A 15,532-nucleotide genomic window follows, 5' to 3' on the forward strand; every position below is an offset into this window, starting at 1 on the left:
GACAGGATCACCACCCTGTCATGACAGGTCTGCCCATATGAAATGCTTTCCTGGACGCCCCCCGAGGAGGTTTCCGTGACGATGACGTATCCGCGCCTCGACCGCGACGGAACGGAGCCGCTGTGGATGCAGCTGATGCGCGCACTGCGGGCGACCATCGAGAGCGGCGAGTTCGCCGCGGACCGGCCGCTGCCGTCGGAGGCCGAGCTCACCGACATGTTCGGGGTCTCCCGAACCGTCGTCAGGGAGGCCCTGCGCGAGCTCGTGCAGCAGGGCCTGATCTATAAGATCAAGGGACGGGGCGCCTTCGTCTCACCGCGCAAGACCGAACTGAACTTCATCGGGTCGATGTCCGGCTCCGCCGACGACCTGCGGGAGTCCGGCCGCCGCGTGACGACCCGGACCATCCGCCAGTCGCTCGGCGAGGCCGACGAGCGGGAGGCCGCCCTGCTGCGGATCCCGCCCGGGGAACAGGTCGTCAGGCTGCGCAGGCTCCGGCGCGTCGACGGGCAGCCCTGGCTGCTCGTCGACACCGCTCTGCCCGCCCGTCTGGTGCCCGGCCTGGAGCGCGCCGTGCTGGAGAACCAGTCACTGTACGACCTGCTGCGGCGGCGCTACGGGATCGAGCCCGCCGCCGCCGACCGGTGGATCGAGGCCGCCTTTCCCAACCGCGAGGACGCCGCGCTACTCGAGGTCTCCATCTCGACGCCGCTGCTCGGTATCGAGTCGGTCGCCTGGATGCCCGACGGCACACGGTTCGAGGCCTACTACGCGCTGCACCGCAGCGACCAGACACGTTTCTACGTCGGCATTCGCTGACCGGAGGAGATCCCGGCCGGCGCGCCGAGGCGGAACATCTCCAGTTCGACGCCGTAGAAGCGGCCGGTCCGGCCGACCGTGGTCATGCCGAGCCTGCGGCAGACGGCCATGGAGGCGTCGTTGCCCGGCATGACGAGGGCGTGCACCTCCTTGATTCCGGAGGCGAAGCCGCGTTCCACCGCACCCCTGGCGGCCTCGGTCGCGTAGCCGTTCCCCCACGAGTCGGGGTGGAGGTGCCAGCCCACCTCGATCTCACCGTCCCCGCCGACGATCGGCTGGAACAGAACGGTTCCGACCGCGACCCCGCTCCGCCGGACCTCGACGGCCCAGACCCCGAACCCGTGGTCCCGCCGGTTCAGGGCGTGCCAGCGATCCACCGTCGCCGTCGCCTCGAAGTCTCGGGGCGGCAGCCAGCGGGTGACCTCGTCACGGGTGTAGATGTCGGTGATCCGGTCGAGGTCGGCCCGGTCGTGGGTCCACTCGCGAACGACGAGGCGTTCGGTCTGATAAATGGTCATATGCCAACTTTGGCCCAGCCGGACCGGCCGCGTGCCCACGAGGAAAAGACCACGCCCGCTGTTCTCTTCGGCGGCATCCCGTGCCAGAATTTCATGGGGTGATGAATTATGGCTCGGAACACATGTGTGATCGCCGGTGGCGGTCCCGCCGGGGCGATGCTCGCGCTACTGCTGGCCAGGGCCGGCGTCGAGGTGACGCTCCTGGAGAAGCACGGCGACTTCCTGCGCGACTTCAGGGGCGACACCATCCATCCGTCCACCCTGCAGATCCTCGACGAGCTCGGCCTGGCCGAGGAATTCCACCGGCTCCCCCACCGCAAGGCGTACGGGCTGGAGATCCAGACCGACGACACCACGGTGCCGATCGCTGACCTGTCAGGACTTAAAGGCAAATATCAGTACATCGCCTTCGTGCCACAGTGGGAGTTCCTCGACCTGCTGACCGGTGCCGCCGCCAGGTATCCGAACTTCCACCTCCTCATGGAGTCCGAGGTGCACGGAGTGATCCGCGAAGGCGACACGGTGCGCGGGGTGCGCTACCGGGACGCCTCCGGCGAGCACGAGCTGCGCGCGACGCTCACCGTGGCCGCCGACGGCCGCCGCTCCGACGTGCGTGAGGCCGCCGGGCTGGTCCCCGTGGAGCACGGTGCCCCGATGGACGTGGTCTGGTTCCGGCTGCCGCGCGAGCCCACCGACTCCGAGGCGACGTTCCTGCGAATGTCGGCGGGTCACCTGATGGTGTCGATCAACCGCGAGACCTACTGGCAGCTCGCCTACGTGATCCCCAAGAACGGCTTCGAGGCACTGCGCTCGGCGGGGATGGCGACGCTGCGCGAGCAGGTCGCCAGGCTCCTGCCCTTCCTGGCGGACCGGGTCGGACTGCTGTCCGGCTTCGAGGACGTCAGTGTGCTGTCGGTCGCGCTCAACCGGCTGCGCCGCTGGCACCGGCCGGGACTGCTGGTCATCGGCGACGCCGCGCACGCCATGTCGCCGGTCTTCGGCGTCGGCATCAACCTGGCCGTGCAGGACGCGGTCGCCGCCGCGAACCTGCTGGCCGGACCGCTCGCCGCCGGGGCCGAGATCCCCGAGTCGCTGCTCGCGAGGGTCCAGCGGCGGCGCACCCCGCCCACCGTGATCACCCAGTTCGCCCAGCGTGTCGTCCAGAACAGGCTGATCCGGCCGGCACTGACCGAGCGCACCCGCCCGGTGCGGCTACCGCGCGACGTCTCCCGTCTTCCGGTGCTGGGCCCGCTGGCCAGACGCTTCATCGGCCTGGGCGTCCTGCCCGAGCACGTCGCCGATCCCGCCGGGTCTCACCAGGCATAAAGACCTTCTCACCATGTGGACAATCGGGTCCGTTCGCACAGCCGGTTGCAATAGCCTGGTATGTCGTGAGCATCAACCTCGATTCCTGGCGGCAGCTGCCTGCGGCGCAGCAGCCCGTGTGGCCTGACCGTGGCGAGCTGGACAAGGTCGTCACCGAGCTGAAGGGACTCCCGCCCCTCGTCTTCGCGGGCGAGTGCGACAACCTCAAGGCGGACCTGGCGGCGGTGACACGGGGCGAGGCCTTCGTCCTGCAGGGCGGAGACTGCGCCGAGACCTTCGCCGGCGCCACCGCCGACGACGTGCGCAACAAGCTCAAGACACTGCTCCAGATGGCGATCGTGCTCACCTACGCGGCCAAGGTCCCCGTGGTGAAGATCGGCCGCATGGCCGGGCAGTTCGCCAAGCCCCGCTCGAAGAACACCGAGATCCGTGACGGCGTCGAGCTGCCCGCCTACCGGGGCGACATGGTCAACGGCTTCGACTTCACCGCCGACTCCCGCATCCCCGACCCGGGGCGGCTGTTGCGCGCCTACCACTCCTCCGCGGTGACGCTCAACCTGGTCCGCGCCTTCACCAAGGGCGGCTACGCCGACCTGCGCCAGGTGCACGCCTGGAACCAGGACTTCGTGGGCGAGTCCCCGGCCGGCAAGCGCTACGAGCAGCTCGCCCGCGAGATCGACCAGGCGCTGGCCTTCATGCGCGCCTGCGGGGCGGAGCCCGAGGAGTTCCACACCGTGGAGTTCTACTCCTCGCACGAGGCGCTGATCCTCGACTACGACCAGGCGCTCACCCGGATCGACTCGCGGACCGGCCGGCCGTACGACGTCTCGGCGCACATGGTCTGGATCGGCGAGCGTACCCGCCAGCTCGACGGCGCGCACGTCGAGTTCTTCGCCAGCATCCGCAACCCCATCGGCGTCAAGCTCGGCCCGACGACCAGCGCCGAGGACGCCCTCGCGCTGATCGAGAAGCTCAACCCCGACAACGAGGCGGGGCGTCTGACCTTCATCACCCGGATGGGCGCGTCGAAGATCCGTGACCACCTTCCCGAGCTGGTGGAGAAGGTGACCGCGAGCGGCGCCCAGGTGGCGTGGATCTGCGACCCCATGCACGGCAACACCTTCGAGGCGCCCAGCGGCCACAAGACCCGCCGCCTGGACGACGTCCTGAACGAGGTGGCGGGCTTCTTCGAGGTGCACCGCGCGCTCGGCACCCACCCGGGCGGCGTCCACATCGAGTTCACCGGCGACGACGTCACCGAGTGCGTGGGCGGCGGTGCCGAGATCGTCGAGGACGACCTGGCCCGGCGCTACGAGACGGCCTGTGACCCGCGCCTCAACCGCGGCCAGTCACTCGACCTGGCCTTCCGGGTGGCCGAGCTCTACCGCTCGGTCTGACCCCCGCCCCCGCGCGGTCCCGGCCTTCTTACGGGGTCCCGGGCCGCGCGGAGGTCGAGGCCACCCGAACGATCGAGAAACCGCGAGGCCGTTCCCGGCCCGCGGAGGCGGTCTTCGAGCAGAGGCGAGTCCCGCGCCGCCGGACGGGCGCGGGGCTGTCCCGTGTCGTGTCAGCCTTTCTGGACGCCGAGTTCGTTGGCGAGCTCGGCGCGGATCGCGTCCATGTCGAGTGCGCGGACCTGGCCGATGAGGTCCTCGAGAGCGGGCTCGGGCAGCGCGCCCGGCTGGGCGAAGACGACGATGCCATCCCGGATGGCCATGATCGTCGGGATCGACGTGATCTCGAATCCCTGAGCGAGGGCCTGCTCGGCCTCGGTGTCGATCTTGCCGAACTTGATGTCCGTGTGCTTCGCGGAGGACTTCTCGAAAATCGGCCCGAAGGTGCGGCACGGTCCGCACCAGGCCGCCCAGAAGTCCAGCAGGACGATCCCCTCATCGGCGATGTCGTTGAAGTTCTTCTCGGTTACCTCGATGGTGGCCACCGGTGGCTCCTTCTGTCGTTCACGTCTGTGTGGCTGGCATAACCACTTCCCGTCCACGCGCATTCCATCCCCGCGGCCTGCCCCCCTCTCGAACCGGGTGAGCCGGGAGGTCGCCGCCCCAGGTGCTCACCGACAGCCGCTCCCCGCGCTTCGCCGAGCTGTACGGGAACACGATGGTCGCCGCGGAGCTGTCCGGCTCGCCGACCTCTCGGGGGTGAGAACGGACGAATGGCCCGGTGCCGATCGGCACCGGGCCACCATCCGCCGGTTCCCTCCGGTCTACAGGGTGAGGCCGACGATCACGGGGTCGTGGTCGGAGGCGCGGAAGGCGTCGGGCCTGTACAGGCCCGGCGGGTTGTACTCGAGGTTGTAGTCGTAGATCCGGCTCTCATCGGAGTTGATGTGCCAGATCGTCGCGCTGGTCACCCGCTTGAGCAGGTCCTTTCCGACCAGGGCGTGGTCCAGCTCACCGAGCTGGCCTTCGTACAGGTAGCTGTAGCGCAGCGGCTCGGGGACGAACCTCTTGGTCGTGCTGCTGAGGCCACCGGCCTCCAGGACGTCCATCGGGTCCTCCTCGCCGTAGGCGTTGAGGTCGCCGAGCACCATCGGGTTGGTCAGGTTCAGGTCCTTGATCAGCCCCAGCGTGGCCCGTGCCTGGCGTACCCGCTCGTCGTTGTAGCAGCTCTGCCCGTCGCCCTGGTCGGCGTCGGGCCCCACCGCCTCTTCGTCACAGCCCTTGGACTTGTAGTGGTTGACCAGCACGGTGAAGGACTTACCGCCCTGGACCCGGCGGAAGGTCTGGATCAGCGGGGGCCGCCGGAAGACCGGGTCGGTGGAGGACTGCGCCGCGCCCACCAGCTGGACCTTGGCCGGCTTGTAGATCATCGCGACCTGGATCACGTCGGTGCCCGGGTAGGGGTGGCTGAGCGCCGCGTAGGTACCCGCGCCGACCTCGGCGTTGAGCGCGTCGACCAGGGCCTGAATCGCAGTCTGGCCGTTGTTCTGGATCTCCATGAAGCCGACGACGTCCGCGTTGACCCCCTTGAGGGCGGCGACCAGCTTGGTGAGCTGGCGCTGCTGCTCCTCCGGACTGCTCGCGCCGCGCGAGCGGAGGGTGGTGAACCAGTTGAGCGCGTTGAAGCTGGCCACCTTGACGTTGCCGATGACCGGGAACGGGGCGGGCAGGCGCGGGTTGAGCGGCAGGAAGTTGAGCGGTTTGGTCGGCTGGAGGCGGTACTTGCCGAAGCCGTACCCCATGACGCCGGTGACGCCGAAGGCGGTGTCACCCAGGCGGAGGCGCCGGTCGACGTAGGGAATCGTCTCCGGGTTCTCCGCCGTGGAGGCGTCGTCCACCAGCAGGCTGCGCCGCGCGTTCTTGTCCGTGGTCACGCCCGGCCGGTCGGTCGGCTGGAAGATGCGCCCCTCGGAGGAGACGGTGATCTCTCCGTACCTGCCCAGGTTGTAGTGGTCACTGAGGGAGAGGGGCTCGGGGAAGGTGACGAGCATGTTCTCGACGGACTCGAAGGTCTTGCCCTCGGCACGGGGCAGGCTCTGCTTGGCGGGTGCGATGCGGCCCGTGCCGCAGATGTCCACCGCGGTGACCGGTGACAGCTCGGTCCAGCCGTTGAACTCCACGGCCCTGCCGGTGACCAGGACCCGGTCGCCGACCTTGACGTCCTTGAAGGAGCTGCGGGCGAAGGCGAACAGGCCCTCGGAGGTGGCCGGGTCGGCGTCCGGGGTCGGGTCCTGGAAGAAGAACCCGCTGAGCTGGTTCGACTCCTGGAAGTCGGCGGTCACGACGCCTTCGACGCGGACGACCTGGCCGGCCAGCGGGCTGACGTCACCGCTCCCCTGCACCTGGGCGATCTGGTGGGTGGCCGGGGTCTCACACGGCTCCCCCGTCGGGGTGGGAGTCGGCGTGGGCTCCACCGTCGGGGTCGGAGTCGGAGTCGGAGTCGGGGTCGGGGTCGGGGTCGGGGTCGGGGTCGGGGTCGGCTCGACGTCACCGCACGGCGCGATGTCGGTGGCCCGGTTGCGCGGCGCGGGTGCCGCGGCCTCCACGTCGGCACCGTTGACGTCGGTGTCGGCGCAGCCGTGGTCCTTGCGCAGCCCCGCTGTGGTGGCCGAGAGCCCGGGGGCCACGGTGCCCTCGAAGTAGTTGGCGGTGCCGTAGCCGATCAGGTCGGCGATCAGTGCCGTCTGCTCCGGGGCGCACGGGACCGAGCCGCCGTTGCACGCCAGGCCCTGGTCCGAGCGGACAAGGGCCACCTTGCCCGCGGAGCCGCTCATGTTGATCGTCCCGGTACCGTCCGAGGCGGGCAGCGGTGAACCGTTGGTGCCGCCGGCCAGCTGGAGGAGGTGGTACTGGCCGGGCGCGAGCGTGCCCGTCAGGGGGACGACCGGGTTGGCTCCGAAGTTCCCGGTGCCGGTGGCGCTGGCGTACTGGACGGACCAGCCGTCCAGGACCACGGGCGCGGCGCTGCGGTTGAACAGCTCGACGTAGTCGTTGGTGAGTGGTGCGCCGGCGCTACCGCCACCACCGTAGACCTGGCTGATGACGACGGTGCCCGGCTCCGCCAGGGCCGGGGATGAGGTGAGGGTCGCGACGCCGGTGGCGGCGAGGCCGACGGTCACGAGGGCGGCGAACGCCCGGGATAAAGCACGCATGACCGGGAGCGTAGAGCGGGATGGATCCCAGAACATCCACCCAAAAGTGGATAGGAGGCGAATTCATGAATCTTGACACTTCATGTCTATCCAGCCCGGTCAGATATGGCTTTCCTTGACCTAGAAGTCGCTTGCCTCGGCGCCTGCGGGTATCACTGCGGGTATGAGAACTCTGGACGTGGGTTGGGACACCTGCGCCGCCTCCCTGGAGTGCGCCGGATCCGCACGGCAGCCCTACGGGCGCTGCCTGGCCCATCTGGACGCCGCCGAACTCGACGAGGTCGTCCGCGGCCTCTCCCCCGGTTCCGCGATCGACCTGCGGGCCACCGTCGTCGGCCAGGATCTGCTGGACCGAATCCTCTCCGCGACCCACGGACGCCTGGGCCGGGCCCGGTTCGACTGGGCGACCTTTCCCGAGAGCGTGCGATTCTGCGACATCGTGTTCGGCGGGGACGTCTCCTTCGACCACGCGCGCTTCCGGCGCCTCGCCTCGTTCTTCAACGCCAGGTTCACCCGCAACGTCTCCTTCAGGGAGGTCAGGTTCGATCGGGAACTCTCCCTGCACGGTGTCGCCATCACCGGGCACGCGGCCTTCGACCGGGTGTCCATCGACGGCGACGCGCTGTTCGGAGGAGCGCTTTTCGACCGGACCGCGTCCTTCGAGCAGGCCGACTTCCATGGTTTCGTCACCTTCGACGGCACCGGATTCACCGGCGACGCGACTCTGAGGGGCTGCCGGTTCCGCCGTACCGTGTCGTTTCGCAAGACGAGTTTCGGTGGGCTGGCCGGGTTCGACGGGGCACGCTTCTCGGCGGGCGGCTACCTGGCCCCGATCTCGGTCGGCCGCCACCTGACCCTCGCCGGAGCGTGGGCGGGCAAGGGTCTCGACGTGGCCACCGGCGGATGCTCGGTGGACCTGCGGCGCCTGGAAGTGGGCGGGCGGCTGACCGTCAGGCTCGACAACGCGCGGGCCGACATGGAGGGAGCGACCCTGCGCGGCCCGGCCACGGTGCGGGGCCGGGACGGCGCCCGGGTGACCTCGCTGCACGAGGTGGACGCCGAGCAGCTGGAACTCTCCGACCTGGATCTCAGCACCTGCCTCTTCACCGGAATCCGCCATCCCGAGGGGCTCCGGATGAGCGGCTGCGCACTCGCCGTCGTTCCGCGCAGGCCATGGCCTCCACTGCGCTGGTGGCCCCTGCGGCGTGCCCCGAATCATGGTTGAGACCCGCCCACGGGTGGCCGGCCGCCGATTCCGGGTCTTCTCAGGGTGATCCCCGATGCGAGGTCCCGGACGGGCGACCAGGATGGGAGGCCCGTACCCCGAGCGGGGATCGGGCCGCGGGAGATCATCTGGAGAGCACCATGGCAGGCGGCGGGGTCATCGACGACTACGTGACCGGGCTCGGCCGTGCTCTCCGAGGTCCCAGGGGACCCAGGCTTGACATGATCACCGAGGCCCGCGACAGCCTGCTCGACACCGCCGAGGCGCTGCAGGGCGGCGGCCTGGGGCGCGAGGAGGCCGAACGGGCCGCGGTCGAGGAGTTCGGGACGGTCGGTGAGATCGCACCGGGCTACCAGGAGGAGCTGTCCATCGCGGCGGGCCGCAGGCTGGCCGCGACGCTGTTCCTCACCGTGCCGCTCACCACGGTCATGTGGAGCGTGATCTGGAGGATCTTTCCCACCGCCCCGATGGCCTACGAGACCAGCCCCGACTGGTTCGTCCCGGTCGCCCGGGGTCTGGACATCCTCCAGATGCTCATCGGCGTGCTCGGCGGAATCGCGCTGTTCGCGCTGGGCCGGGGGCTGCGCAGGATCGGACGGCCCCGGCTCGTCACCCGATTCCTCGGCCTGCTCGTCTGGGCGATGCTGCCGGTCATGCTCACGCTGTCCGGGGCACTGATGTTCGGCTCCCACGGGCCGGTCGGCTTCGGCGGCTACCCGCCGGGGATCGGGATGGCGCTGGTGAGCCTCCTGTTCTGGGGCCTGCAGCTCTACTGCGCCTTCACCTGCCTGAGCCTCACCCGCCGCGCCCCCTTCCCCGCCTGCGCGTAGCCCTCGCTCCCACCGGGCGTCAGCGGGTGGTCCGCGGCTCCAGGACGCTGCCGATGGCTCCGGCGAACCGCTGCCAGGCGGAGCGCTCGCCGGCGAGGGCCGTGCGCCCCGAGGAGGTCAGCCGGTAGGTGCGCCGCTTGCGCCCGCCCACCGTGGCCCACTCACTGGCCAGATATCCCGCCTGCTCCAGCCGGCGCAGCGCCGGGTAGACCGTGCCCGTCGGCACGTTCAGCGCGCCGCCGCTGCGCGCCTGGAGCGCCTCGATGATCGCGTAGCCGTGCAGCGGTTCGTGCTCCAGCACGGAGAGCAGCAGGGCGTCCATGTGGCCGCGGAGCGCGTCGGTGTTCACGCGATCACCTCCGTGGACCGGACGGATCCCTCGTCGCCGCACCCGGCGGCCCGTTCGCTTCGCTCACTCACGTCGTCAGCCTACCTTTCGCATAGGCATCCTACATGTAGGCGTCCTACATGTAGAGTGTCTATAGGTAGACAGACACAACAATGGAGGTGAGAGTGTGGACGTGCTCGACCTGGCCCGAACACAGTTCGCCGTGACGGGAAGTCTTCACTTCCTGTTCGTCGTGCTGACCCTGGGCCTGGCCCCCCTGATCGCGATCATGCACACCCGCTACGCCGTCACCGGCAGGCCGGTCCACGAGCGGGCGACCCGCTTCTGGGGCCAGATCTACGTGATCAACTACGCGCTCGGCATCCTCACCGGGCTGGTGATGGAGTTCCAGTTCGGCATGAACTGGGCCGGCCTCTCGCACTACGCCGGCGACGTCTTCGGGGCACCGCTCGCGATCGAGACGCTCGTCGCGTTCTTCCTGGAGTCCACCTTCCTGGGCCTGTGGATCTTCGGCTGGCACCGGCTGCCCAAATGGCTCCACCTGGCGTGCATCTGGGTGGTGACGCTGACCGCCTACGCCTCCGCCTTCTGGATCATGGTGGCCAACTCGTTCCTGCAGAACCCCGCCGGGGCCGTGGAGCGGGGCGGCCACCTGGCACTGACCGACTTCGGCGCGCTGCTCACCAACCCGATGCTGACCCTGGCATTGCCGCACGTGCTCGGCGCGGGCCTGTGGACCGGCGGTTTCGTGATGATGGGGGCCAGCGCGTACCAGCTGTTCAGGCGCACCGCCGAACGGGAGTTCTTCACGAGCTCACTGCGTACCGGAGTGATCGTCTCGCTGGTCGGCTCACTGGTCACGGTCGGTTTCGGCTACGCGCAGTTCGGCCCGATCTCCCAGTTCCAGCCGGACAAGTTCGACGGCGAGGTACTGCCGGGGCTGGGACTCGGCTTCATGATCATGATTGGCCAGCTGCTGCAGTTCGTCATCATGTTCGCGCTGGCGCCGACCGTGTACTGGCTGCCGCGCTGGCGCTGGGCGCACCCCCTGCTGATGGCGATGACTCCGCTGCCGTTCCTGGCGGCGATCCTCGGCTGGCTGGCCAGGGAGTCGGGACGGCAGCCCTGGATGATCAATGGCAGGCTCACCGTCGCCGACGCCATGTCCCCCGGGCTGACCTCGGGGATGGTCACCGTCTCACTCATCGCCTTCGGCGGCGTGCTCGGCCTGCTCGCACTCGTCGACTACCTGCTGATCGCCCGTACCGTACGACGCGGGCCCGCCGCCGCCATCCTCGGCGCGAGCGCCCCCGCAGATCCCAACGAGCGCGCGCACGCGCTCAGCTACTAGGGAGCCGACCGTGGACATCCTCTGGCTGGGCGTGTTCGCCCTCCTGCTGATCGGCTACTTCGCCCTGGAGGGCTTCGACATCGGGGTGGGCATGCTGCTGCCCGTGCTCGGCAGGACGCAACGGGACCGGGACGAGATCGTCACCGCCGTGGCGCCGTTCGTCCTGGCGGGCGAGGTGTGGCTGGTGGCCGTGGCGGGCGTGCTGTTCGGCGCCTTCCCCGCGATCGAGGGAGAGGTGCTGTTCGGCCTCTACCCGCTGGTGGTACTGCTGCTGGTGTCGTGGATCCTGCGCGACGCCGGGCTCTGGTTCCGCCGCCGTGCCGACGGGAGCGCATGGCGTACGACCTGGGACTGGGCGATCTGTGCCGGCTCCTGCGGCCTGGCACTGAGCTGGGGCATGGCACTGGTCGCGCTGGCCGGCGGCCTGTCGGGGCCGCCGATCAGCCTGCTCGGGCTGGTGGGCGCCCTGGTGACGGCCGCGCTGTTCGCCCTGCACGGCTGGACGTTCCTCTCCTGGCGGCTGCCCGGGCGGGTGACCGGGGCGCGCCGCACCGGATGGGCGCTCCTGGGCTCGGCGTGCGCCGCGGCCGCGCCCGTCGCGCTGCTGCTCGCCGTGCTCGCCCCCTGGCTTCTGGACCACATGGCACCCGCCGGTACGTTAAGTGTGCTGAGTGTCATGATTCTGCCGTTCGCACCGATCATGGTGGGTGCGCAAGTATGGGTATGGCGGACGTTCGGTCCGGGGCGTGCCGCCGATCGGATTCCGTCGTTCTTCTGAGGTCTCTAGGGTTGGCATGCACAAGGATCTGGTACGGCTGGCGTTGGGCGAGCGGGCGGTCCGCCGCCACCTGACCGGGTGCCTGGCCGCCGCCGTCCTGGCCGGACTGCTCGTCCTCGGCCAGGCGGAACTGCTCGCCGGGGTGCTGTCCGGGCGGTTCGAGACCTCCGCTCTGATCCTGCTGGCGCTGGTCGTCGGCGTCCGGGCGCTGTTCGCCCTGGTGCAGGGGGTCAGCGCCGGACGTATGAGCAGCGGGGTGAAGTCCGCCCTGCGGCACCGCCTGCTGGCGCGGTTGCAGGCACTCGGCCCCGCCAGGCCGGCCTCGGTGCGCTCGGGAGAGCTGGTGACCCTGACCGGCCGCGGTCTGGACGCCCTCGACCCCTACCTGACGGGCTACCTGCCCGCGGTGGCGGTCGCGGGCGTCGTGCCGATCGCGGTGCTCGTCCGGCTCTTCACCGCCGACCTGGCCAGCGCGGTGATCGTGCTGGTCACGCTGCCGCTCATCCCGATCTTCGGCGCACTGGTCGGCATGCACACCAAGGCCGTCACCGAACGCCAGTGGAGGGCCCTGTCCCGCCTCGGCGGGCACTTCCTGGACGTGGTCCGGGGCCTTCCCACGCTGCGCGCCTTCGGCCGGGCCCGCTACCAGGCCGAGGTGATCCAGCGGGTGGCCGACGCCCACCGGGTCGCGACGATGCGCACGCTGCGGGTGGCCTTCCTATCCTCACTGGTGCTGGAGCTGGCCGCGTCGCTCTCACTGGCCCTGGTCGCCGTACCGGTGGGCCTGCGGCTGCTGTCGGGCTCTCTCGACCTGTCGACCGCGCTGCTGGTCCTGCTCCTGGCGCCCGAGGCGTACCTGCCGCTGCGCAACATGGGCAGCAAGTTCCATGCGGCGATGGAGGGCGTCGCCGCCGCCGACGAGGCGTTCGCCGTGCTCGACGGCCACGCGGAGGCTCCGCGCGGCGCGCCCGCCACCGGGCACCCGGGCCCCGGAGCGGCGACGGCGCCGGAGATCCGGCTGGAGCGTGTCACGGTGCGCTACCCGGGCCGTGCGGAGGCCGCACTGGAGGACGTGTCGCTGGTGATCGCCCCGGGTGAGCGGGTGGCCCTGGTCGGCGAGAGCGGCGCGGGCAAGAGCACCCTGCTCCACCTGCTGCTCGGCTTCGTCACCCCGGCCGAGGGCCGGGTGCTCGTCGACGGCGCCGAGATCGGCGACCACGACTCCTGGCGGGCGCGCCTGGCCTTCGTACCCCAGCGCCCGCACCTCTTCGCCACCTCGGTGGCCGACAACATCAGGCTCGGCGCCCCCGGCGCGACGATCGACGAGGTCAGGGCCGCGGCACGGGCCGCGCAGGCGGAGGAGTTCATCCTGGCGCTGCCCGAGGGCTACGACACGGTACTCGGCGAGCGCGGGGCGAACCTGTCGGCCGGGCAGCGGCAGCGGGTCGCGCTCGCCCGCGCGTTCTGCCGCCCAGGAGCCGGGCTGCTCCTGCTGGACGAGCCGACCGCACGGCTCGACGGCCGCAGCGAGAGCGCGGTCGTGAGCGCGACCCGCGACCTCGCCGAGGGCCGCACCGCCGTGATCGTCGCCCACCGGCCCGCGATGATCGAGCTGGCCGACCGGGTGATCCGGATCGCCGACGGCCGCGTGGTGGCCGGGGCACGAGAGGAGATCGCCTCCCCATGACCGATGTCAACGAGGTCCTGGCGGGCAGGACCCGAGGGCGGATGACCCTTGCCGTGGCGGCGGGGGCGGCGGCCGAGCTGGCCGGGCTCGGGCTGATCGGGTCCGCCGGATGGCTCATCACCAGGGCCGCCGAGCAGCCTCCGCTGGCCGCGCTGAGCGTGGCGATCGTCGGGGTCAGGGCGTTCGCGACGACCAAGGGGGTCTTCCGGTACGGGGAGCGGCTGGCCGGACACGACGTGGCGCTGCGAGCCCAGGCGACGACCAGGGAGCGGCTCTACCAGGCGCTCATCCCCGCGCGACCGCTGAACCAGCGGGGAGCCGACCTGCTCAGCCGCATGGTCGACGACACCGACGCGGTACAGGACCTGCTCGTACGGTGCCTGCTTCCCGCCGCCGCGGCGCTGGTCACCGGTGTGGTCGCGATGGTGATCGGACTGTTCCTGCTCCCGGCCGCGGCGCTGGTGCTGCTGGCCGGGCTGCTGGTGGCCGGGGTGCTGATCCCCGCCGGCACGGCCGCCGCCGCACGGCGCTGGTCGGCGCGGATCGCCCCCGCACGGGCCGACCTGGCGGCCCGGGTCGCCGACCTGGTGCACGGCGCGGCCGACCTGGCCGCCTACGGGGCGAACGAGCGGGCTCTGGCCGCCGCCGCCGAGGCCGACGGCCGGCTGGCGGCGCTGGAGCGCCGGCAGGCACGGGCGAACGCGGTGGCCTCCGCCCTGGGCGTGCTCACCCAGGGCCTGACCGTGGCGGCGATCGTCCTGGTGGCGCAGAACTCCGGGGCGGGCTCCGTGGCCACCGCGGTGCTCGCGCTGACCTCGCTGGTCTCCTTCGAGCCGGTGCTGCCGATGGCCTCGGCCGCCGAACGGCTGACCGGGGTGCTCGCCGCCCTGCGCCGCCTGCGGGAGGTCGGCGCGACCGCTCCGGCGGTGACGGAGCCGGCCACCGCGGTCGAGGTGCCCGCCGGGGCGCCGACCATCGAGATCAAGGACCTGGTGGTCCGGCACGACGCCGGCCGCGCCCCCGCGCTGGACGGGGTCAGCCTCACCCTCACTCCCGGCAGGCGGGTCGCCCTGGTCGGCCCCAGCGGCGCCGGCAAGAGCACCCTGCTGTCCGCCCTGATGCGCCTGGTCGAGCCCGAGTCGGGGACGATCAGGATCGACGGGGTGGACGTCCGGGAGCTGGCGTCCGACGACGTCCGGCGGGTGATGACCGGGCTGACGCAGGATCCGTACGTGTTCCAGGCCTCGGTACGGGACAACCTGCGGCTGGCCGGCCCTGAGGCCTCGGACGAGGAGCTCACCGAGGCCCTGCGGCGGGCGCGCCTGGAACGCTGGGTGGAGCGGACCGGCTGGGACGCCGTTCTCGGGGAGGACGGGCGGACGGTGTCCGGTGGGCAGCTGCAGCGGCTGGCACTGGCTCGGGCAGTGCTGAACGACCCGCCGGTGCTGCTGCTGGACGAGCCCGCCGAGGCACTGGACGAGACGACGGCGGACGCGCTCATGGCCGACCTGCTGGACGCCACCCACGGCCACACGACGCTGCTCGTCACCCACCGCCTGCGCGGGCTGGAGCGGGTGGACGAGATCGTCGTGCTGGAGAACGGCTCGGTCACGCAGCGGGGCGGCCACCAGGAGCTGCTCTCCTCCCCCGGCTACTACCGCGACCTGTGGCACTCCGAGGCGCTGACCGCCGGCCGATGAGGCCCTGCTCACCCACCGGCCACCCGCGCCGCCTTCCCGCCGTCCCGGTCGCCTCGGCCCCGGGGCGGAACAAGCGATCTTGGCCGAATGGACGAACAACGCGCCGCTCTTAGGAGAGCCGGACGAACTCCGCCACCCCCAACCTGTCATACCGTCGCGGTAACCACGCATCGGAGGGCTGGCACGTGTCCGTTGAGCTCCACCACCGCGCCGTCGTCGCGGACACCCACAACGACCTGCTGATAGCGGTCACCGCCAGACCCCCTCGGCGGTGGGCGTCGTTCTTCCGTGAGCGCTGGCTGCCGCAGCTGCGCGAGGGCGGGGTGAACCTCCAGGTGCTGCC

Annotated in this window: 13 protein-coding genes; 9 read left to right on the forward strand and 4 right to left on the reverse strand. The window is 70.8% G+C overall.

Annotated features, from left to right (window positions below; all coding sequences use genetic code 11):
- The first annotated feature begins 81 nt into the window (after positions 1-81).
- Entirely contained in the window at positions 82-819 is a 738-nt protein-coding gene (locus AB0K21_RS36670) for a GntR family transcriptional regulator (protein ID WP_343966114.1), read from the forward strand.
- Here the strand turns inward: AB0K21_RS36670 and AB0K21_RS36675 are convergent.
- Complete coding sequence (locus tag AB0K21_RS36675; protein ID WP_364156538.1) at positions 801-1,337, reverse strand: GNAT family N-acetyltransferase; 537 nt, start codon at positions 1,335-1,337, stop codon at positions 801-803. The genes AB0K21_RS36670 and AB0K21_RS36675 overlap by 19 nt on opposite strands.
- Positions 1,338-1,445: 108 nt before the next feature.
- On the opposite strand from AB0K21_RS36675, the gene AB0K21_RS36680 reads away from it, so the two are divergent.
- Positions 1,446-2,663, forward strand: a complete 1,218-nt coding sequence (locus AB0K21_RS36680) for an FAD-dependent oxidoreductase (RefSeq protein WP_343966044.1) — start codon at positions 1,446-1,448, stop codon at positions 2,661-2,663.
- 65 nt (positions 2,664-2,728) lie between these two features.
- Positions 2,729-4,060: a class II 3-deoxy-7-phosphoheptulonate synthase gene (locus tag AB0K21_RS36685; RefSeq protein WP_343966042.1), complete on the forward strand. Its 1,332-nt coding sequence runs from the start codon at positions 2,729-2,731 to the stop codon at positions 4,058-4,060.
- A 170-nt stretch (positions 4,061-4,230) separates the two neighbouring features.
- On the opposite strand, the gene trxA is transcribed toward AB0K21_RS36685, so the two are convergent.
- Both trxA and AB0K21_RS36695 read right to left on the reverse strand, forming a co-directional pair.
- Complete coding sequence (gene trxA / locus AB0K21_RS36690) at positions 4,231-4,602, reverse strand: thioredoxin (protein WP_030908921.1); 372 nt, start codon at positions 4,600-4,602, stop codon at positions 4,231-4,233.
- Between the two features lie 279 nt (positions 4,603-4,881).
- Positions 4,882-7,269 carry an ExeM/NucH family extracellular endonuclease gene (locus AB0K21_RS36695; RefSeq protein ID WP_364156541.1) on the reverse strand — a complete coding sequence of 796 codons (2,388 nt, stop codon included), beginning with the start codon at positions 7,267-7,269 and terminating at the stop codon, positions 4,882-4,884.
- A 163-nt stretch (positions 7,270-7,432) separates the two neighbouring features.
- Here AB0K21_RS36695 and AB0K21_RS36700 point away from each other — a divergent pair, with 163 nt between their 5' ends.
- Complete coding sequence (locus tag AB0K21_RS36700; protein WP_343966036.1) at positions 7,433-8,494, forward strand: pentapeptide repeat-containing protein; 1,062 nt, start codon at positions 7,433-7,435, stop codon at positions 8,492-8,494.
- Between the two features lie 140 nt (positions 8,495-8,634).
- Positions 8,635-9,324, forward strand: coding sequence for a permease prefix domain 1-containing protein (locus AB0K21_RS36705; protein WP_364156544.1), 690 nt, complete (start codon positions 8,635-8,637; stop codon positions 9,322-9,324).
- A gap of 19 nt (positions 9,325-9,343) precedes the next feature.
- Here the strand turns inward: AB0K21_RS36705 and AB0K21_RS36710 are convergent, their stop codons facing one another.
- Complete coding sequence (locus AB0K21_RS36710; RefSeq protein ID WP_343966032.1) at positions 9,344-9,673, reverse strand: helix-turn-helix transcriptional regulator; 330 nt, start codon at positions 9,671-9,673, stop codon at positions 9,344-9,346.
- 166 nt (positions 9,674-9,839) lie between these two features.
- On the opposite strand from AB0K21_RS36710, the gene AB0K21_RS36715 reads away from it, so the two are divergent.
- From AB0K21_RS36715 to cydC, 4 genes are read left to right on the forward strand one after another with little or no spacing between them, the layout of a single operon-like run.
- Positions 9,840-11,024, forward strand: a complete 1,185-nt coding sequence (locus tag AB0K21_RS36715; protein WP_364156547.1) for a cytochrome ubiquinol oxidase subunit I — start codon at positions 9,840-9,842, stop codon at positions 11,022-11,024.
- A gap of 10 nt (positions 11,025-11,034) precedes the next feature.
- Positions 11,035-11,802, forward strand: a complete 768-nt coding sequence (locus tag AB0K21_RS36720) for a cytochrome d ubiquinol oxidase subunit II (protein ID WP_343966028.1) — start codon at positions 11,035-11,037, stop codon at positions 11,800-11,802.
- 16 nt (positions 11,803-11,818) lie between these two features.
- Positions 11,819-13,489 carry a thiol reductant ABC exporter subunit CydD gene (gene cydD / locus AB0K21_RS36725; RefSeq protein WP_364156551.1) on the forward strand — a complete coding sequence of 557 codons (1,671 nt, stop codon included), beginning with the start codon at positions 11,819-11,821 and terminating at the stop codon, positions 13,487-13,489.
- A complete protein-coding gene (cydC, locus tag AB0K21_RS36730; protein WP_364156554.1) occupies positions 13,486-15,189 on the forward strand; it encodes a thiol reductant ABC exporter subunit CydC in 1,704 nt (567 codons plus the stop codon). The genes cydD and cydC overlap by 4 nt, the downstream gene beginning before the upstream one ends.
- The last annotated feature ends 343 nt before the right edge of the window (positions 15,190-15,532 follow it).

Source organism: Streptosporangium sp. NPDC049248 (genome assembly GCF_040678965.1).
GTDB classification, from domain to species: domain Bacteria; phylum Actinomycetota; class Actinomycetes; order Streptosporangiales; family Streptosporangiaceae; genus Streptosporangium; species Streptosporangium fukuiense.

What these genes read in the sequence shown, in the direction of transcription:
- AB0K21_RS36670 (WP_343966114.1), top strand. Translation starts at nt 82, where the DNA reads ATGACGTATCCGCGCCTCGACCGCGACGGAACGGAGCCGCTGTGGATG.
- AB0K21_RS36675 (WP_364156538.1), bottom strand. Translation starts at nt 1,337, where the DNA reads ATGACCATTTATCAGACCGAACGCCTCGTCGTTCGCGAGTGGACCCAC.
- AB0K21_RS36680 (WP_343966044.1), top strand. Translation starts at nt 1,446, where the DNA reads ATGGCTCGGAACACATGTGTGATCGCCGGTGGCGGTCCCGCCGGGGCG.
- AB0K21_RS36695 (WP_364156541.1), bottom strand. Translation starts at nt 7,269, where the DNA reads ATGCGTGCTTTATCCCGGGCGTTCGCCGCCCTCGTGACCGTCGGCCTC.
- AB0K21_RS36700 (WP_343966036.1), top strand. Translation starts at nt 7,433, where the DNA reads ATGAGAACTCTGGACGTGGGTTGGGACACCTGCGCCGCCTCCCTGGAG.
- AB0K21_RS36705 (WP_364156544.1), top strand. Translation starts at nt 8,635, where the DNA reads ATGGCAGGCGGCGGGGTCATCGACGACTACGTGACCGGGCTCGGCCGT.
- cydD (WP_364156551.1), top strand. Translation starts at nt 11,819, where the DNA reads ATGCACAAGGATCTGGTACGGCTGGCGTTGGGCGAGCGGGCGGTCCGC.
- cydC (WP_364156554.1), top strand. Translation starts at nt 13,486, where the DNA reads ATGACCGATGTCAACGAGGTCCTGGCGGGCAGGACCCGAGGGCGGATG.